The organism is Methylomonas sp. BW4-1, assembly GCF_052474385.1.
Window position 1 is genome coordinate 3,354,054 of record NZ_CP184125.1, and the last position, 19,860, is coordinate 3,373,913.

Consider the following 19,860-nt stretch of genomic DNA (forward strand, 5'->3'; position numbering starts at 1 on the left):
ACTGACATGATCGAGCGCCTTATCGCGTTTTGTTTGCAACAACGGCTGATGGTCATCGGCGCCACCTTGGCGATTGCCGTCTCCGGCATCATCGCCTTCGAAAATCTGCCGGTACAAGCCTTTCCGGACGTGCAAAACGTCTTTGTGCAGGTCGTCACCCAGTTTCCCGGCCAGGCCCCGGAAGAAGTGGAAAAACAGATTTCGCTGCCCATTGAGCGGGAAATGAACGGCCTGCCGCATCTGCTGAATATGCGGTCGGTATCCATCTTCGGTCTGTCGGTGGTAACGCTGACTTTCGATGACACCGCTGAAGATTATTTCTCGCGCCAGCAAGTGCTGGAACGGCTGCAATATGCCGACATTCCCAGCGAAACCAAGCCGCAACTGGGCCCCTTGTCCACCGGCGTCGGCGAAATTTTGCGCTACGTAATCGATGCAAAAAATTTACCCTTGGTCGAGCAGCGCGCGTTACAGGATTGGATTATTGAGCCGCGCTTGCGCTCGGTGCAAGGCGTCGCCGACGTGGTCGGATTCGGCGGCGGCGTGAAGGAATACAAAGTCGCCGCCAAGCCGGACCGCTTAAAAAACTATCGGATTGACCTCAATCAGGTGTTTCAAGCGATTGCCGCCAACAACACCAATACCGGCGGCGGCTACATCGAACACGGCGACGAAGCGCTCGTCGTGCGCGGTACCGGCTTGCTGAAATCCGCGGAGGAAATCGGCGAAATCGTCGTCACCTCCAACGACGGCGTACCGGTGCGCATCAAGGATGTGGCCGACATCAGCGTCGGACCGCAGCCGCGTAACGGTATGGTGGGCATGAACCAGCGCGACGATGTGGTCGAGGGCATTGTGTTGTTGATCAAAGGCCGCGACGCGGTCAACGTGCTGGATGGCGTGAAACAGAAAATCAAGGAGCTCAACGAGTTTGGTTTACCGCCGGGTGTAAAAATCACACCGTTCTACGACAGGACCGAGTTGGTGGGCCACACCATCCATACCGTCGAACATAATATGATCGAAGGCGCGGTGTTGATCCTGATTATCCTGCTGGTATTTTTACGGCGCTTTGTCGCGGCCTTGCTGGTCACGCTGATTATCCCGCTCTCCTTGCTGTTCGCATTCATTTTGGTAGATCTCGGCGGCATTTCTGCTAACCTGATTTCCTTGGGCGCCATCGACTTCGGCATCATCGTTGACGGCGCAGTGGTATTGGTCGAAGCCGTGATGGTGCAAGTCACGCTGGATTTGCAACGCAATGCCGACATTCGCCACCTGCGGCAATCGCTACTCACCACCGCCACCGAAATGGGCCGGCCCATCCTGTTTTCCAAGGCCATTATCATCATCGCCTTTTTGCCGATTTTCACGTTCCAGCGCGTGGAAGCCAAAATCTTCTCGCCAATGGCCTATACCCTGAGCTTTGCACTGGTGGCCTCCATGTTGTTCAGCCTGACTTTTATGCCTGCCATGCTGACCTATTTGTTGGGCCCGAAGCTGGCCGAGCAACACAACCCGCTGGTACATGCGATGGAACATCATTACCGGCGGGCGCTGGAATGGGTGTTAAGCCACGCGCGGGCGGTGTTTATCACTGCGATAAGCGCACTGCTGTTGAGCTTCATGTCCGTAAAACTAATCGGCACCGAATTTATGCCCAAACTCGACGAGGGCAATATCTGGCTGACTATTACCCTGCCGACGCCGGTATCGCTCACCACCGCCAAACAACTGGAACGGCAAGTGCGCGAAACGCTGGAGACCTTTCCGGAAGCCAAAACCATCATTACCCAACTGGGCCGCCCGGAAGACGGCACCGATCCGAAAGGCTTCAACAATCTGGAGGTATTGATAGACCTGAAACCCAAGGATACCTGGCGCTATCCGCGCAAAGACGATCTGGTGCAGGCCATGGACAAGGCGCTGGCGATTTTTCCGGGCATACTCACCAACTTTTCCCAGGTGATTCAGGACAACGTCGAAGAAGCCATTTCCGGCGTGAAGGGCGAAATCGCCATCAAAATCTTTGGTAGCGATTTGCAAACCTTGCAGGACAGAGCCGATCAAGTCACCCATATCCTGGCCGGCATTCAAGGCGCCACCGATGTCGCCGCCGAGCAGCAAGCCGGCCTGGCGCAAGTGATCGTCGACATCGACCGGGCCAAGGTTTCCCGCTACGGCATCAATGTTGCCGATGTGGAGCGGGTGATGGAAATCGGCATGGGCGGCAAGGCGGCATCGCAGTTTCTGGAGGGCGAACGCCGGTTCGACATCACCTTGCGTTACGAGGACAGCGCCCGCAATTCGGTGGCCAATCTGGAAAGTTTGACCGTGCAAACGCCAACCGGCCAACGCATTCCGTTATCCGAGCTGGCCACCATCAAAATCAACCAAGGTGCGTCCCGCATCAGCCGTGAAGACAATATGCGGCGGATTGCCATCAAATGTAACTTGATCGACCGCGACCAAGGCAGCTTCGTCGCCGAAGCACAGGAAAAAGTCGCGGCGCAAGTCGATTTGCCGCCCGACTATCACATCGTTTGGAGCGGCCAGTTTGAAAACCAACAACGGGCGATGAAACGTTTAGCCATCATCGTGCCGATCAGTTTGGGACTCATTTTCGTGTTGCTGTTCTGGGCGTTCATGTCGGTTAAAAATGCCTTGTTGATCGTGATGAACGTGCCGTTTGCGATGATAGGCGGCTTACTGATTTTATTAGCAACCGGCATTAACTTGAGCGTATCGGCCGCTGTCGGCTTTATTGCCTTGTTTGGGATTGCGGTGCAGAACGGCGTGATTTTGGTCTCGCAATTGAACAAACTGCGCCGGGACGGCCAGAAATTGCATGACGCCATCGTCAACGGCTCCGTAAGCCGCTTACGGCCGGTGGTGATGACGGCCTTGATGGCGATGCTGGGCTTGTTTCCGGCAGCGCTGTCCACCAGCGTCGGTTCAGAAACCGCCAAACCGTTTGCTATTGTCATCATCGGCGGCTTGATCACTGCCACGATTTTAACCTTAACCTTGCTACCCGCTTTGTATCGTTATTTTGCCGAGCCTGACGAGCTTTAGGGGACTACTATGAAAGAAATTCGCGCCTACGTGCAGCCGCACAAGCTCAGCCAGATCACGATGGCATTACTGGAAATACCGGGTTTTCCGGGAATGTCGATCATGGATTGCGAAGGCTTCGGCCGCGAGCGCACTGAGCACAGCCAAGATTACAAGCCGTTTCTCGTAAAAAAGCGTCTGGAGATTTTCGCCCCGGATGACTTGGTGGAGATTATTTTCGAAACCATCCTGCGCACGGCCCATAGCGGGCATCATGGTGACGGCAAGGTGTATATCCTCGACGTACAAGAAGGTGGCCGCGTCAGCAGCGGCGAACGGGATAAGGATTTGGGCTGAACCCCATGAGCCATCGATCTCTCCCGGCATTTTTCTACGGCGCACTGCTAGCACTAACGCTTTATTTTGCCAACGCGGATGCCGAGGAATTACAGCCTGCTGCCGACGACGGAAATTTTTCGTTTATGCGGTTGCTAGCCGACCACGACCTGCACGATACGGCCGACGAACGCTGGAATGCCTATGGCCAGGCCACTTACATATCCAGCTGGAAACCGGCCTTCCCTGCTCAATACACCAATCTCAACGGTACGCCGCACTCGCTGTTGCCGAATGCCGAACGCGCCTTTACCGGTACCGTCACCGCCTATTTTGGTTTGAAAGCCTGGCAAGGCGGCGAGATCTATCTGGCCCCAGAAATGATTTCCGAACTGCCCTTGTCGGACTTAAAAGGTCTGGGCGGCAGCATCCAAAACTTTGAACTGCAAAAATCCGGCTCGATCAGCGCCACTTGGTATAAATCGCGCTTTTACTTAAAACAAACCTTTAATCTGGGTGGCGACAGCCATGCGGTGAGCTCCGGGCCGCTGCAATTGGCGGGCAATTTTAATAGCCATCGTTTGGTGATCACCGGCGGCAATCTCAGCATCCTGGATATTTTCGATAAAAACAGCTACGCCGCCGACTTGCGCCAGCAGTTTCTGAACATGGCGTTTCTGACCAACGCCGCTTACGACTTTGCAGCCGACGCCCGCGGTTATAGCGTGGGGTTGGCAGCGGAATACTATTTTGACGACTGGACATTTCGATTGGGTCGCTTCGCCACACCGCAAAATCCGAACGACTTGCCGCTGGATTTTCGGCTGTTCAAATATTACGGAGACCAAATGGAACTTGAGCATCGCCACAGCCTATTTAAGCAACCCGGCGCGGCAGGCTGTTGGCGTACCGGAACCGTGAGCGGATGGGACGCTGGGACGAAGCGATCGCCGCCTACCAAGCCAATCCGGCTCAAAACGCCGCCAATTGCACGAGCTTCAATTACGACTCTGAGAACAGCAGCGCCCCTGATCTGTGCTGGGTGCGTAAAGCTAACATCAAAACCGGCATAGGCATTAATGTGAAACAACAGTTAATCGACGGCGTCGGCGTGTTTCTTCGCGGAATGGTCAGCGACGGCAAAACCGAAGTGTATTCCTATACCTCGGCGGATCGCTCGCTCTCCTTCGGCGGCTTAATCGGCGGCGACAGTTGGGGCCGGCATTACGATGCTCTCGGAGTCGCTTACGCTTGCAGCTGGATTTCCGCCGGACATGCCGAATATTTACGTCTGGGCGGCGTGGACGGTTTTATCGGTGACGGCAACCTGCGTTACCGGCCCGAACAAGTAGTGGACATTTATTACAAACTGCGCCTGCTGCCTTCCGCCTGGATGACTCTGGACTATCAGCACATTGCTAATCCGGCTTATAACGCGGACCGCGGCCCAGTCGATGTCTATGGCGTCAGAGCGCATTTTGAGTTCTAGGCAACACTTCAGGAGTTCCCATGCCCCCCTCTTTAAAACATCTAAGCCTTTGTCTGCTGTTACTGCTTACTCCGCACATTAGCGTCGCGGAACAATCTTTGGCAATTGGCGAGGGTGAACGCCTACTGGTGCTGGCGCCGCATCCCGACGATGAAAGTTTAAGCGCTGCCGGACTCAGCCAACAGGTTTTAGCCCGAGGCGGCACAGTGCGCAGCTCAGTCGTCACCGCCGGCGATGCTTACGTTGGTGCAGTCATGCTGGACAGCGGTAAGCGCAACCCGTCGGCAGCGGATTATCTGGACTTTGGTGAAAAACGGCTGGAGGAGTCGCGGCGCGCGGCTCAGCTACTCGGCAATGGCTTTATCCATCTGGATTTACTCGGATTCTCGGATGGCAGTATCTACTCGGCGTTAATCTCGCATTGGCGGCGCAACCAGCCGATGCGCTCCGAATATACCGGCTTTGACCACGTCCCCTACCGGGAAGCGGAAGATCGGGGCCTGGCCCAAGACGGCCAGGATCTACTCAACGAGCTGGCAGCCATTCTGCGCGACACCAAGCCGACGATCATCGCCTTCCCGGATGTGATGGAAAACGATTCCGACCATGCCGGCTTGGGTATGTTTACGCTGCTGGCCGTCCATCAATGGCTATTGGAAACCCCGACACCGCGCCCACAGCCCAAATTACTGGCCTATCTGATTCATTGGCAACACGGCTGGCCGACCGGCTCCAATTGGGGCATTGCGCAGGACTGGAGCGATAAACCGCTGGTATTGCCCGCTGATTTGCCGCTACGCGGCCATAGCCGGGCTTGCGTCAATCTATCGCCCGCGCAAATCAACTTAAAGCGGGTTGCGCTGGCCGAGTACAAAACCCAACAACGCATCATGGGCGATTTTTTGTCGGCCTTCGTACGCAGCAGCGAGTGCTTTACCCTAGTCAAGCCCAACGACGGCAACCGTATCGAACAGGTTTTGGCGCATTGGCGGCAGGTACGCAAGACATTTGATAATCATCCCTTGAGTCGGCGTAAAATTTGAACGGACCTGCCCGCAAACTGGCGCTGCGCATGGCCTTCAACAACCAGAGATCTCGAATATGCTAAAACTTTTGCTACGTCCGGTCATTTTCGTCACGATCGTGATGAGCATACTGGTGATCGGCGAACTGCTGGCTATTGGCCGCCTGACCTGGCGCAATCATCAACGCATCCAGACCATAGAAACCGACATCGGCAAAGGCCACCACCTGGAAGAAACGATCTTCGAATTGCTGGAGCTGCAATCCCAATTGGCCTTGCATCGCAGCAACCCTGACCTGTCGGCCGAACACCTGAATGACATACAAGATCGACTGCTGGATTTACTGCAAGCCCACAACAACGGCACTGATTTCACGGTCTCGGTCGATTTGAACACCCTGCAAGCCAAATTCGCCGCCGCCAGCAACGGCGATCCGCAGGCGCTGATCGATTCCGTGAATATGATCCGGCAAGTCCTGGATCGGCAAACCAACGAAGAAGAGAAAATGCTGATCGGCGTTGAGGACGACAGCCAGTTGGAACTGCAACTGGCTGTCATTTTGCCGCTGCTGCTGTTTTGGATCGGCCATTATTTTTTTCGCAACAATGTGTTAGAGCCGCTGGATGCGCTACGCGATTTATTGTCCGGCCTGGCGGAAGGCGTGAAGCAGCCGATCACCCGCGAAACGGCTGATCCGATTTTGCGGGACTTGTTCGACCGCTACAATCACTTGGTCGAGCACTTGATCGAACTGGAACAGGAGCATCTGCATTACACCAATCGTCTGGAGCAGCAAGTGCGGCAGACCAGTCACGCTTTACTCGAACAAAGCCAGCGCCTGGCTAAAGCCGAGCGCTTGGCAGCCTTGACCGAAATGGCCGCCAGCACCGCCCACGAATTGCGCAATCCGCTGGCGATTATTCAATTTGCGCTGGAAAATTTGCTGTCTGAAGCCATAGACCCCGATCTGCGCCAGCGTATCGGTCTATTGCATAGCGAAGTGCAACGCTTGACCAACCACCTGAATGACCTGCTGAGCTCGGCGCGCCATGGCAATAAAATTGCCCAACCTACCGATGTGAATGCAGTGGTCAACGACTTGATCACGCTATTCAAGTACCAGGCCACCGATAAAATCCAATTTACGGTGCAGGGAACAGCCGACAGTTCCTTGATGCTGCCGGAAATCGAATTCCGCCAAGCACTGTTAAATTTGCTGCAAAACGCTGTGCAGGCCATCGGTACCCGCAACGGAAGCGTGGAGGTGCAGATTGCCCAAGACGCCCAGCGCCTGTCGCTGACGGTGGTTGATAGCGGCGACGGCTTCGATGAGGCCTTTTTGCGGCAAGGCATTCGTCCGTTTGTCAGCTTGAAGGAGAAAGGCAGCGGCTTGGGATTGGTGATGGTGCAACGCTTCGCCAAAGACCTGGGCGGCCAGCTCAAACTGGACAACGATGCCGCCGGCCACGGCCGGGTCAGCCTGAGCTTACCTTTGACTTGAAACGACACACCCGCACAAATTCCAGCAATGCGCCGGCGAATACCCGTCAATCGCATACAATGCCGTAACTCGCAAACCAGCCATAACCATGATGACCAATACCCTGTTAATTATTGAAGATGAAGCCCTGTTAGCCTCCGAATTGGCGCGTTACTTTAGCAAGGGTGGCTGGGAAGTCAGCATTGCCCATTCCCTGCAACAAGCCGAACAGTTTCTCAGCGGACAAGCGCTGGACCCGCTGGTGGTGTTATCGGACATGAACCTGCCGGACGGCAACGCGCTGGATTTGCTGGAGAAACTCAAACCGGAAATCGGCAGCAGCGAATGGGTGTTTCTGACCGGCTACGGCAGCGTCGCCGATTCGGTGCGCGCGGTGCGCCTGGGCGCGTACGACTTTATCGAAAAGCCCTGTTCGCTGGACCGCTTGAATCTGTTAGTGGAAGGCGCCGCCCGTAGCGCTCGCGCCCAACGCCGCCTGGAACAACAAACCGCGTCCCAGAACCATCAATACAGCATCGACAGTTTGATCGGCTCCAGCCCGGCCATGAACCAGCTGCGGGCCATGCTGAAACAAATCGCCAACGTCCCGTTCTCCAGCCTGATCGTCAGCGGCGAAACCGGCACCGGCAAAGGCATGATCGCCCGGATTCTGCACTATTCCGGCAGCCGCGCCGCGGCACCGCTGGTCGAAATCAACTGTGCCGCCCTGCCGCGCGAATTATTGGAAGCCGAATTATTCGGTTACGAAGCCGGCGCTTTTACCGGCGCGAAAAAACGCCATCGCGGCCTGTTTGAACAGGCGCATACCGGTACACTGTTTCTCGATGAAATCGGCGAAATGGACCTGGATTTGCAAAGCAAGCTGTTAAAAGCCGTGGAAGATCTACGCATCCGCCGGGTGGGCGGTGAAGCGGAGATTAACATCGACGTGCAAATCATCGCCGCCACCAACCTGGACCTGGTGGAAAAAGTCGCCGAAGGCTTGTTCCGCCGCGATTTGTACCATCGTTTGAACGTGATCAACATCCGCATGCCGGCCCTGCGCGAACATAAGCAGGACCTGGATCAATTGGTGCCGCAATTCATCGCCGAATGCAATCGCAAATCGGCCAAGTCGGTCAGCCACATTCCGGAGCAAGCCTGGCAGATGCTGAAAAGCTACGATTGGCCCGGCAATATCCGCGAGCTGCACAATGTGCTGGAGCGCTGCGTGTTGTTGTCCAACGATCATAATTTGCCGGTGGAATGGTTGCAGCTACAAGCCCCGCAAGCGACGACGGCCACACACAACGCCAAAGTCAATCAGGAAGGCGTGTTCATTCCGCTGGACGGCAGCATCAGCCTGCACGAAATGGAAAAATTCATCATCCAGGAAGCGCTAAACCGTAATGACGCCAACGTCACCGGCGCGGCGCGCATGCTCGGCACCACCCGGGAAACCCTACGCTACCGCGTGCAGAAATATCATTTGAAATGTAAATTTTGAGCAAAGCTGGTGTTGGTTGGCTAATACGGAAGAGATTTATCTCGGGCAAAAAAATGCGCCCTGCCTGTCCGAAGAACTTCGACCAAACAGAGCGCCACGTCCACACATGAGAACAGGTAGGAGTAACAACACGATCTAAGTAGAGCAAAGTTGATGCCAAATAGCCGACGCCTTGATTTTTATGGACTTATGCGAATGGCAGCCGATAAAACGCCGGGAGATTTGCACCAGATACAACCAAAATCCGGCTGTTTTGCACCAGGATGGCTCAATTGGTGTGTCCACACCGAATGCTGCGTTCACGAAGCGCAGCATTCGCCAAAATTTGCGGGCCGCTCTCGCTTGGAACTCAGCGATTGCACAAAATTACGCCAATCAACGAGCCCCCGGCGAGAATGCTCGAGTTGTTTTGGAGAACCGTGGAGAAAAAGACTCGACGCATCTAGAAGAAATGCCAGAATAACCAAGCAGGGTTTCCCGCCGACGAATTCAAACCACCAAGCGGTCAAAGCCGGATATCTGGCGCTCGAACAATCAAACCGCATGGGTACAAAAACTGTGTCCAGCCTCGGCTTTATTGAAGCTTCCTTTTAAGGTACTTTTGAGCTGGAATTTCAATATAACGATAGGTTATAAATGAGAGCACGAATATTACGAACATCAAAGAAAAATACTTTAATATTGAAACATTCATAGGACTATAGTTACTTGACAGCGCGCCAAAAACATAAACACCATAAAACAAGTATGCCTTATAAATAATCCAATGATTGAGGTAAATCGAATAAGACAGCGTACCAAGAAGTACAAATATTCGTGTATTTAAAAGTTTCGCTAGGAAGCCACAATCACTCGCTGTTGAATACAATAACAAGCCAAAGGAAGCAATAACCACAGAGTGACTCAAGCTAAAATGCATCGCAAACAATACGCCACTCCCGCCTATTAACTGCAAGCTCGTAGCAACCCCATAGTCAGTAACCGGCATTTCCTTATATACTATAAAAACAAAAATACCCAACATAAAGCCTGCAAAACAACGAATAACAACAAAACCGTCCTTCTCACCATAATATATTAAATACAACGCGATAGATAAGCCAACAACTATCATGCCAACAAAAAACATATTGAACCGTAGCCATTTTATTATAAAAGGAAAAACTAAATAGCAAGCCATCTCCGTACTAATACTCCAGGCAGGACTATTCAAGGGTGCCAAGGTCAAATCAGATAAGATCCAGCCCTGAATTAAAAGCAAACTCGCAATTAAGCTTTCAAAACTTACACCAGGCATACCAACCACTTCACGCCGATAAAAGTAAAAAGAGAACTCTAAAAAAAGGTATAAAATAAGTGTAAAAAGATGAAGAGGATAAACTCTAGAAAAGCGTGCAACGTAAAAATATTTAATCAAACTACTCTTATAATCATACAAAAACAATGAAGCATAGACATACGAAAGAATATACCCACTCAAAATAAAAAAGAAATCTACCCATAAGTACCCCATACTAAAAAAAGACGTTACCGAATCAAGAGCCACACCTTTATCGTAAGATACTTCCCTAATATGAAAAAACACAACCAATACTGCAGCAATCCCTCTCAGAGAGTGGTGAGAAACAATAGTTTTTCGATACCGATTATCCATTATTAAATAAGCACCTTACAAAAAGTTAACATGTATTTTTAGCCAAACCCATGTCCAAATATAACACACGGTTTTACACCATTCCGGGATCGATCATTGCTGAATGAATAAAGCGATGGAATTTTGCTGACTTGGAACAGAGTATCTTACGGCCTTATTCTTAAACTTACCCCGGATTACAACCATGAGAAAATTGGTTTTTAGTACACTACTGGCCGCCATCACCCAACTTAGCTACGCCAAGCCTCCAGAAGCCCGCTCCCTGCCGCTGGAGCAGATCAGTATCGAACACATCGACCTTCAAGGCCAGGTCCGAACCTGGAAACTGAATAAGGTATGTATCGACCAGCAAGCCTACCTACTGCTGATGAAAGGTTTGACCGAACCGATCAGTATCTCGCCGTCCTTCAAAGATGGGAAACCGGAGCAATGCCGAGTCGCAGACTAAAGCCGGAAACGCTCACGATTATTCCAGCCGATGGTTTTATCGGGGTGGTTTTCTTCGCGTATGCCGTGCCAAGCATCGGAGCTTTTGAACGAGCAAATCAGCAAGATAGCCGACTTGCATGCGTAGGACCCAAAGTTTTGTAGGGCGCATTAGCGATAGCGTCATGCGCCGAATGATTGAAAGCCAACATACGGCGCAATACGGCTACGCCTATTGACGCCCTACGAATTGCGCCTCACGACCTTACCGTGAAATCAGGATGGTTTTCTTCCCGCATGCCGCGCCGAGCACCGGAGCTTTTGAACGGATTAGCCCGCAGGGGCGCCGCAGGGATGCGGCGCGTTGCCGAAGGGGCAGGAAGCCCCTTTCGGCAACCCCGTTCAAAAGCGAGGCGCGCAGGGAATAAGCGGCATCCGGGTGGCCTTTTCTTTGGATACTTTCTTTTGGCCAAACAAAAGAAAGTATCTCGGCTGTCGGGCCGAGACCCGACATTAAAACAAGCCGCCGCGATAGCGACACATCCCCCCCAATCACCGCGTGGGCAAAAAAAGCCGTGCCCAGCCTAAGCGGCTAGTTATTAGTCACTGATTTCTTTAACCAAGCTTTCAAGTTGCCGTAAGGCTTCAGGTAATGTTTCTAAAATCGTAACTAGGTACGTACCTCCCAAGGCATGGACAAGGACAGAAACTGTCTCGTCTCCGTTTTCAACTATCGAAACCCGCTGAACGTCCTTATGGCGAATGTAAGACTCTTCTGCTTTTTTGTCCGATGGATACTCACGGACATTCACCCAACCACGAATTGATTTACCCACGCTTGATCCCCTTAGTTTGCTATGCCCAACATTACGGTAGAGGTGGCTACGCCTAGAAAGCTTAAACGAAGCCGCCGAACCTTGACAAAAAACGGACGTTAAAACCGCCAAGGCGGCACTTCCCTTCGACCAAATTCTTAGGCCGGGTAACAATCCCGCCGACACTTTACGTGGCAAAGGATTAAAACAAAATGCACTTAAACTACCTTTGCCAAATGATTGTTGCGACACCTATACATACTGCTATTGCGGTACCCCAAAGCCATTGCCAATGATGAAAGTAAAAAGAAACCAAGGAGCGAAAAATTTTAGCCGACCAATGAAACTCTTTTTTTGTTTCATGCAAGACCGTCATGCCTCCAATGGAGTCAGGCTCATCTGGGTTAACAGGAATATCTTTGCCTGCATACCACTTACGCAATCGCTTCAACATAAACATACCTGAATTATTTCATTACTAAAGTGGGACGCCGAGAAATGAAACATGACTTTACCCCGTGTCATCGAGCAACTCACATCACCAACCTCGGCACCGCCGCCAACAACCTCTGCGTATAAGCATGCTCCGGCGCCCCACAAACCTTCGCAGTTAAACCTTCTTCTACAATCTTCCCCTTATACATCACCACCGTCCGATCACTGAGATACTCCACCACCCCAATATTGTGCGTGATGAATAACAAGGTCAGATTCCGCCGCCGCCGAATGTCGAGCAGCAATTGCAGAATTTCCGCCTGTACCGACACATCCAGCGCGCTGGTAATTTCGTCGCACACCACAAACTCCGGATTCAAAGCCAAGGCCCGCGCCAAACCGATGCGTTGCCGTTGGCCGCCGGAAAACTCGTGCGGGTAACGCCACAGCGATTCGCGGCTAAGTTGCATGTCTTCCAACAATTGCCCGGCCAGTTCGATACGCTGTTCTTGATTGGCGCCAATGCCATGCACCTTCATGGGTTCGGTCAAGGTGGTTTCCACCAGCAAACGCGGGTTGAGCGAGGATTGCGGGTCTTGAAAGGCAATCTGCATCCTGCGCCGCAGCGGCCGCAGTTCGCGCGCGGACAGGCCGGTAAGTTCCTGGCCGTCGATGCGGATACTGCCGGCAGTGGGCAATTCCAGTTGCAACACTGCCCGGCCCAAGGTGGTTTTGCCACAGCCGGATTCACCGACCAAAGCGACGATTTCGCCGCGCGGAATATCCAGCGATACTTCATCCACGGCTTTAACATAATCGACGGTTTGCCGGAACAAACCTTTTTTGATGGGGAACCAGACTTTCAAATCACGGATTTGCAGCAAGGGCTGCTCATCTGCACTTGGCGGCGCTCCGGGCGTAGGGACCAACGAAACAGGCTGCTTAGACTTTCCACGTAACCCGGCGCGCGTCAGCACCGACAGCAGTTTTTTATCGCTGTCACTCAGGCTTTCGTCGTCGGCTGGGTCGGGGTCTTCGGCTTGCGCAGGCTCGACCACCGGCTTGGCCAGATTCTCCGGCACCGCCGCCAGCAATTGTTGGGTATAGGGATGCTGAGGATGACGCAATACCGACTGACATGTGCCGACTTCCACCAGTTTGCCTTGCTGCATCACACCTATCCAATGCGCCATCTGTGCCACGACGCCGAAATCGTGGGTGATGAACAACATGCTCATGCCGGTGTCGTCCTGAAGTTTGCGCATCAGGCGTAAAATCTCAGCTTGCACGGTCACATCCAGCGCGGTGGTCGGCTCGTCAGCGATCAGCAATTGCGGCTGGCAGGCCAGCGCCATCGCGATCATCACCCGTTGGCGTTGACCGCCGGAGAGTTGGTGCGGGTAGTCGGCAAAACGGCTGGAGGCATTGGGGATTTGCACCTGTTCCAAGGCCTTGATGGTGCGTTCCATGGCTTCGGCATCGTCCATATCGGCATGATGCAATTGCAGCGCTTCCGTGATTTGCTCGCCTACGCTCATGACCGGATTTAAGGAAGTCATTGGCTCCTGGAAAATCATGGCGATTTGTAAACCGCGCACCGCACGGATGCCGGGATCGTCCAGGGTTAGCAAGTCCTGCCCGTTCAGCAAAATCTCGCCGCTGGGATGCGAAGCCACACCGTCCGGCAATAAGCGAATCACCGATAAGGCGCTGACCGACTTGCCGCTACCGGATTCGCCGACCAGGCAAAAGGTTTCGCCTTTGGGGATGCTGAAACTGATGTCGTCCACCGCCCGCACTTCGCCGCCGCCGGACCTTAAATAAGTGCGCAGATTGCGGACTTCCAGCAAGACTTGGCTCATGATTTGACCCCGGCCTTGTCAGACAAGCGCGGGTCAATCGCGTCCCGAAACGCTTCGCCGATCAGGTTGTAGGCAAACACCGTCATGAAGATAGAGCCGCCGGGAAACACCGCCATCCACCAGTTAAACGTGGAGGATTTGACGGCCTGATCCAGCATCGCCCCCCAGGATGGCGCATCGATCACGCCCAAGCCCAAAAAGCTTAAGGTCGCTTCCGACAGAATCGCCCCGGCCACGCCAAAACTAACGGCCACCAATAAGGGCGCGACGCCGTTGGGCAGCATGTGGCGGAACAAAATCGAGCTTAAGGGCAATCCGCTGGCTACCGCCGCCTGCACATAATCCTGCTTGCGCAGCTTCAGAAATTCCTGGCGCACGTAACGCGCGTAGCCGGACCAGCCGGTGACGCCGATGATCACCATCATCATGTACAGACTGCGGCCGAAGAAAGCCACGAAAGTCAGCAGCAGAAACAGCGTCGGAATGTCTTCGAAGATTTCCACCAGCCGCATACCCAGCATGTCGACCACGCCGGAGAAATAGCCCATCAAGCCGCCGACTACAATACCGATAGCCAAGGCAATGCCGGAGGCGATCAGGCCGATGCTCAAGGAAATCCGGCAGGCATGAATCATCCGGCTTAACACGTCGGCACCGTTTTCTTCGGTGCCCATCAGATGGGTATGGCCTTCCGTGGCGAACGGCGCTTCCAGGCCTTTGCTGCCCAAATCCCGCAGATAATCGACCGGCGCATACGGTATCGGCGGCATGATTTTCCAATCGACCTTGGTGTAAGCGGCGCTACGGAAATCGTCGTAAATCACCAACACCGGCGGTTTGACGAAGCTATTAACCAACAAAGCCGCCACAGCACTACTCAATAAAAACAACAGAATCTGCTTACCGCCGTCGATGTTTAGCCGGTAGACCGCCAGGGCAATGAAAAAGCTGGCCAAGATCCAGGCGTCTTCGACGCTGAGGTATTCCAGCACCGGCGCGGAAATCACGCCATCCTTGCTCATCAATAAAGGCATGGAGTTGGCCAGAAACGGCGCAAACACCGCGCAGAACACCAACAGCCCTACCCAGCCCAAGCCGAATTTGACGCCGACGCCGGCCAGGGTTTTGCGCCAGATCCGCGCAGAAAAAGATTCGCGGCTGCTCACGGGCTTAGTCATAACTCACCCGCGGATCGGCCAGGGTGTAACAGAAGTCGGCAATCAGATAGCCGATCAGCGTCAGAAAGCCGCTGATCCAGGTGATCGACAACACCAGTTCGCGGTCGCGGCCTTTCACGGCTTCCACCGCCAATTGGCCCATGCCGTTGATGCTGAATATGTTTTCGACGATCAAGGAGCCGGCCAACAAACTGGGCAACAAACCCGCAGAGACGGTTATCAAAGGCAATAAACTATTGCGGAATACGTGTTTCCACAGCACATCATTCTCAGCAAGGCCCTTAGCGCGGGCGGTGCGGGCGTAATCGGCGTGTAGGTTTTCCAGAATCGAGGTGCGGGTGAGTTTGGTCAGCGCGGCAAAGCCGCCGTAGGACAGGCAAATCACCGGCAAGATCAGATGCCAGATTCTATCCAGCAGAAAACCGCGCACGAACCCGTCGTCGTCCCAATACGGCAGGAACGGCATATCCTGCGCCTCCCGGCTGCTGATGCCGGCGGTGGGGAACCATTGAAAATATTGGACGTTGGCAAAAAAACCCAGTAGTAAGACGCCGGCCAACATGGTCGGAATCGACCACAAGGCCAACATCGACATGCCGGCACCGACATCAAAAGCGCTACCGCGCTGGGTGGCGGCCTTCATGCCCACCATGATAGCAATGAGATAGGTAAACGGCAGGGTGACCAGATTGAGCAGCAAGGTGATCGGGATGCGCTCGGCCAGAATGTCCGATACCGGCCGGCCGTATTGAAAGCTGGTACCCAGATCCATACCCTTGGTAAACGAAAACTCGCCGCGCTGGCCTTGAGCGTCGGTGACAAAGCCAATCGGCGAGGCATTATTCAGCCAGCGCAGATATTGCACCGGCGCCGGCAGATCCAAGCCGTAGCGTTTATTGTAATAGTCCAGCAAAGCCTGTTTTTCCTGCGGTTTCATGTCCATGCCGCCGATCAAGGTCTGTGCGCTGATGCCGCCCGGCGACATGGCCATCACACTGAACACCAGTACGGTGATGCCCAGCAAGGTGGGGATCATCAGCAGCAATCGCCGCAGCAGATAGGTCAACATCGGCGAATCCTTGGCCTATTGGCTGTATTTTTGCTGCGCCAGCGGCACGTAGTTTTCCAGCGGCAAGGAGCCGAAATTCAAGCCCAGCTTGGTCATTTGCAGATTGTGGATGCGCTTGTCGACGAACAGCAGACTCTTGCGGCGCATCAGGAAGGTATAGGGTTGGTCTTCGTAAAGAATATGTTCGGCCTGCTGCCAGAGCGGCATGCGTTTGGCTTCGTCGACGGTACGGCGGGCGTCGTCGATCAATTTGTCCAAAGCCGGATTTTTGTAACTGACGTAGTTATCGCCTTTGCTGACGGCTTGCGAGCTATGGAACATCTGGTACAAATCGGTTTCGATACCGCTGGTCCAGCCCAGAGTAATGGCATCGAAGTCTTTTTTATCCAGATTTTCCAGCATGACCGGCCATTCTTGCGGAGTGGGAATCAGTTTGACGCCTGCGCGGGCGTACAAGTCTTTCAACAACAACACCATGCGTTTGGTGTCTTCGTTGGCTTGGAAGTAAGTCAGTTTGAACTCAAAGGGCTGGCCCGATTTGTCTTCCAGTACGCCGTCGCCATTTTTATCCTGGTAACCGGCTTCTTTTAATAAGGCTTTGGCTTTGTCCAGATCCGCCTGATAAGGTTGTAAAGCCGCATCGTGCTGCTTGCTGGTTTTACTGAACGGACTGACGGCCGGCTCGGCGTAATCCAGCATGACGTCCTTTATTATCCGGCTGACGTCGGTCAGGTAAGTCATGGCCTGGCGAACGCGCTTGTCGGCAAAGCGCGTGGGCTTACCAGCGCGCTCCTGGTTCCAGCCGATGTAGCTGTAGCCGACGACCGGCGGCATGTATTCGAAGTTTTGGCTCTTGGCCTGGATTTGCGGGTCTTTTTTTAATTCCTGATACTCGACGGGTCTAGCTGAATAGGAATCGATGTCGCCGTTGCGGAAAGTGGTTAAGCGGGCGCTATCGTTTTGGATGATCTTCCAGAGAATCCTATGGTACGAAGGCTGCACATCTCCCCAGTAACGTTCGTTGCGTACCAGCTCAACATTGCCTTTGTCAGGCGTCCAGTTTTTCGGATCATTTAATCGGTAAGGACCACTGCCCAATAACAAACCTTTGGACTCGTTGAATTTTTGCGGCTCTTTTAAATACGGCTCGTAAAAATGCTTGGGCAGGATGCCGATGCTACCGGCCAAAGACAACGCTTCGAAGTACGGCTCTTTGAAGGTAAACACCACTTCGTATTTACCATTCGTTTTGACGCTCTTGATTTTTTCCAGATAAGCGCGTTCGCGCGGCGCCTGGATCGCGTCAGTCATGATGAAATTGAAACTGAATACCACATCATCGGCGGTTAAGGGTTTGCCGTCGGAAAAACTGACGTCTTCGCGCATCCGGAAAGTAATCACCAAACCGTCCTCGCTAATCGTCCAGTCCTTGGCGACCAGGCCCTCCCATTCCAGGGTGTCGGGGTTGCGGGTGATCAGGCTCTCCAGCACATAGCTTTGCACATTGGATGCATAGGCATCACTGGACACCAGCGGCGTGATGGTCTTTAGGTTGGTAAAAAAGGCATCCACACTCCAGTCGCCTTGAGCGTAATCCGGTTGACGGCTGGCGGCGTAAGCACGTTGAAACGCTTGGGCAACTTCGCCGTTCGCGGTGGAATTTGTTGATGCATTTGCGGCAAGCACACCTGAGGCAATCGCCCCGCGCAGTTCGCGCATATCTTTGGCTTGCTCAGACAGCGCAGCTTGCATCTCGCTCAATTTCAGCCATTGCCGGTCGATTTGATACATGGCCAATACGATCAGCACAATGGTTAAACTGAGCAGCGAATAGAGAATCCAGTCTCGGGTAGTGGATGGTGTTTGCATGTGTCCAATGTTTCGCAAAAATTAAACAGAAACTTGAGCGACGCTTTTGCTTGTGGCTAGCACTATCCGCATCGGTTTGGGGTTCGCCGATAAAGCCGCCTTTGCAAAAACGCCAGGTGTCCTTACTTTTTAACCCGGTGGCTCACCGCCGCGCTAGCCACCGGGGTAATCTTTACAGCAAGTTGGCAATCGGTGCCTCGGGATTGACGTCGGCATCGTAATTCACGCCGTCTACCTCAAAACCGAACAACTTCAGAAACTCGTGTTTGTAGCCGGCAAAGTCGCTCAATTCGTTGATATTGTCGTTGTTTATTTGTGACCACAAAGCGTTGACCGTGTCTTGAATTTGCGGCTGCAGTTCTTTTAAATCGGCACGAAAACGACCGGTGTCATCCAAATGGGGATTGGCGCCGTAGAGGCTATCTCGGAATAGGCCATTGACCTGTTCGATGCAACCTTCATGCGTCCCCGCTTCCTTCATGGTTTTAAAGAGTAAGGCCAAATACAAAGGCATGACCGGGATCGCGGCACTGGCTTGAGTGACTACGGCTTTTAGCACCGACACCCTGGCATCGCCACCCAAGGCAGCTAACTTGCTGCGGATATCGATGACACGTTTGTCCAAATCTTTTTTGGCCGCGCCGATGGTGCCGTCCCAATAAATATCCCAGGTAATTTTTTCGCCTAGATAGGTGTAGGCCGTGGTTTTGGCGCCTTCCGCCAAGACGCCAGCATCGGCTAACGCATCGATCCACATCTGCCAGTCTTCACCGCCCATCACGGCCACCGTGTTGGCTATTTCTTCCTCGGTGGCTGCCGGCAGGGTGAATTCTTTGATAATCTCTTTATCGGTATCGATACCGTTTTGCACCAAATCCTTGCCGATCGGTTTCAACGTAGAATTATGCGTGACCCCGGTTTTTGGATGCGTACGGCGCGGGGCGGCCAAGCTGTAAATCACCAGATCGACTTTGCCCAAGTCCTGTTTGATAGCGTCTATGGTTTTTTGTTTGATCTCGTCGGAAAAGGCGTCGCCATTGATGCTTTTGGCATACAGGCCTTCAGCTTCGGCAAATTTATGGAATGCCGCAGAATTGTACCAACCGGGAGTACCCGGCTTATCGGCCGTACCCTCGCGCTCAAAAAACACACCCAGCGTTTTCGCACCGGCACCAAAAGCCGAGACAATCCGCGATGCCAGGCCGTACCCGGTAGAGGCGCCTAAAATCAGGACATTTTTCGGGCCGTTGCTAATCGCACCAAAGCTTTTGACATAATCGATTTGCTGTTTGACATTGGCTTCGCAGCCGACCGGATGGGTGGTGACGCACATAAAACCGCGTACGCGAGGTTTGATAATCATGTTGATCCTTAAATCAAGCTATTAAAAATTAAGACGAGTGTCGCTTTCGCAGCGATGTTTGTTACAAATTTTAAAGTTTATCCCATGATATGGCTGAACAGGAAAATAATATCGATGGTATCCGAAGCGAAAAATCGCCTTATTCGGCTATCCGCGACTATGTTAATAAACGTCAGCCTAAAAGCCAATGTGGGTTAAACGCTGCTAGCTATTCACGCACCGGCAACGGTTATAGCCGAATGCCTCAAAGTCTCTAACTAAAATCCGCAACAACATCCTCTTTGCTAAGCAGCTAACC

At 53.1% G+C, this 19,860-nt stretch carries 16 protein-coding genes; 8 read left to right on the forward strand and 8 right to left on the reverse strand.

Annotation, left to right across the window (positions count from 1 at the left end; genetic code table 11):
* Positions 1-6 precede the first annotated feature (6 nt).
* The 7 genes from ACH5Y9_RS15535 (at position 7) to ACH5Y9_RS15565 (ending at position 9,354) form a co-directional block, all read left to right on the forward strand.
* Positions 7-3,075, forward strand: coding sequence for an efflux RND transporter permease subunit (locus ACH5Y9_RS15535; protein ID WP_445366740.1), 3,069 nt, complete (start codon positions 7-9; stop codon positions 3,073-3,075).
* A gap of 9 nt (positions 3,076-3,084) precedes the next feature.
* Positions 3,085-3,411: a P-II family nitrogen regulator gene (locus ACH5Y9_RS15540; protein ID WP_445366741.1), complete on the forward strand. Its 327-nt coding sequence runs from the start codon at positions 3,085-3,087 to the stop codon at positions 3,409-3,411.
* 904 nt (positions 3,412-4,315) lie between these two features.
* Complete coding sequence (locus ACH5Y9_RS15545; protein ID WP_445366742.1) at positions 4,316-4,879, forward strand: carbohydrate porin; 564 nt, start codon at positions 4,316-4,318, stop codon at positions 4,877-4,879.
* A gap of 20 nt (positions 4,880-4,899) precedes the next feature.
* A complete protein-coding gene (locus ACH5Y9_RS15550; RefSeq protein ID WP_445366743.1) occupies positions 4,900-5,922 on the forward strand; it encodes a PIG-L deacetylase family protein in 1,023 nt (340 codons plus the stop codon).
* 58 nt (positions 5,923-5,980) lie between these two features.
* The gene (locus ACH5Y9_RS15555) at positions 5,981-7,405 is read left to right on the forward strand and encodes a sensor histidine kinase (protein ID WP_445366744.1); all 1,425 of its coding nucleotides are present in this window, start codon (positions 5,981-5,983) and stop codon (positions 7,403-7,405) included.
* Between the two features lie 91 nt (positions 7,406-7,496).
* Complete coding sequence (locus tag ACH5Y9_RS15560; RefSeq protein WP_319961298.1) at positions 7,497-8,891, forward strand: sigma-54-dependent transcriptional regulator; 1,395 nt, start codon at positions 7,497-7,499, stop codon at positions 8,889-8,891.
* Between the two features lie 172 nt (positions 8,892-9,063).
* A complete protein-coding gene (locus ACH5Y9_RS15565) occupies positions 9,064-9,354 on the forward strand; it encodes a hypothetical protein (protein WP_319961176.1) in 291 nt (96 codons plus the stop codon).
* A 111-nt stretch (positions 9,355-9,465) separates the two neighbouring features.
* On the opposite strand, the gene ACH5Y9_RS15570 is transcribed toward ACH5Y9_RS15565, so the two are convergent.
* On the reverse strand, positions 9,466-10,545 hold the full coding sequence (locus tag ACH5Y9_RS15570; RefSeq protein WP_319961177.1) for an acyltransferase family protein: 1,080 nt from the start codon (positions 10,543-10,545) through the stop codon (positions 9,466-9,468).
* Between the two features lie 184 nt (positions 10,546-10,729).
* On the opposite strand from ACH5Y9_RS15570, the gene ACH5Y9_RS15575 reads away from it, so the two are divergent.
* Positions 10,730-10,993 carry a hypothetical protein gene (locus ACH5Y9_RS15575; RefSeq protein ID WP_319961178.1) on the forward strand — a complete coding sequence of 88 codons (264 nt, stop codon included), beginning with the start codon at positions 10,730-10,732 and terminating at the stop codon, positions 10,991-10,993.
* Positions 10,994-11,570: 577 nt separating this feature from the next.
* Here ACH5Y9_RS15575 and ACH5Y9_RS15580 read toward each other — a convergent pair.
* From ACH5Y9_RS15580 to fabV, 7 genes are all read right to left on the reverse strand, one after another.
* Positions 11,571-11,807 carry a hypothetical protein gene (locus ACH5Y9_RS15580; RefSeq protein ID WP_445366745.1) on the reverse strand — a complete coding sequence of 79 codons (237 nt, stop codon included), beginning with the start codon at positions 11,805-11,807 and terminating at the stop codon, positions 11,571-11,573.
* Positions 11,808-12,009: 202 nt separating this feature from the next.
* Positions 12,010-12,240, reverse strand: coding sequence for a hypothetical protein (locus ACH5Y9_RS15585; RefSeq protein WP_445366746.1), 231 nt, complete (start codon positions 12,238-12,240; stop codon positions 12,010-12,012).
* A gap of 79 nt (positions 12,241-12,319) precedes the next feature.
* On the reverse strand, positions 12,320-14,083 hold the full coding sequence (locus ACH5Y9_RS15590; protein WP_445366747.1) for an ABC transporter ATP-binding protein: 1,764 nt from the start codon (positions 14,081-14,083) through the stop codon (positions 12,320-12,322).
* Positions 14,080-15,261, reverse strand: a complete 1,182-nt coding sequence (locus tag ACH5Y9_RS15595; RefSeq protein ID WP_445366748.1) for an ABC transporter permease — start codon at positions 15,259-15,261, stop codon at positions 14,080-14,082. The genes ACH5Y9_RS15590 and ACH5Y9_RS15595 overlap by 4 nt, the downstream gene beginning before the upstream one ends.
* Complete coding sequence (locus tag ACH5Y9_RS15600) at positions 15,254-16,330, reverse strand: ABC transporter permease (RefSeq protein ID WP_445366749.1); 1,077 nt, start codon at positions 16,328-16,330, stop codon at positions 15,254-15,256. Before ACH5Y9_RS15600 ends, ACH5Y9_RS15595 begins: the two co-directional genes overlap by 8 nt.
* A gap of 15 nt (positions 16,331-16,345) precedes the next feature.
* A complete protein-coding gene (locus ACH5Y9_RS15605; RefSeq protein ID WP_445366750.1) occupies positions 16,346-18,199 on the reverse strand; it encodes a peptide-binding protein in 1,854 nt (617 codons plus the stop codon).
* A gap of 172 nt (positions 18,200-18,371) precedes the next feature.
* Positions 18,372-19,562: an enoyl-ACP reductase FabV gene (gene fabV / locus ACH5Y9_RS15610; RefSeq protein ID WP_445366751.1), complete on the reverse strand. Its 1,191-nt coding sequence runs from the start codon at positions 19,560-19,562 to the stop codon at positions 18,372-18,374.
* Between the last annotated feature and the right edge of the window lie 298 nt (positions 19,563-19,860).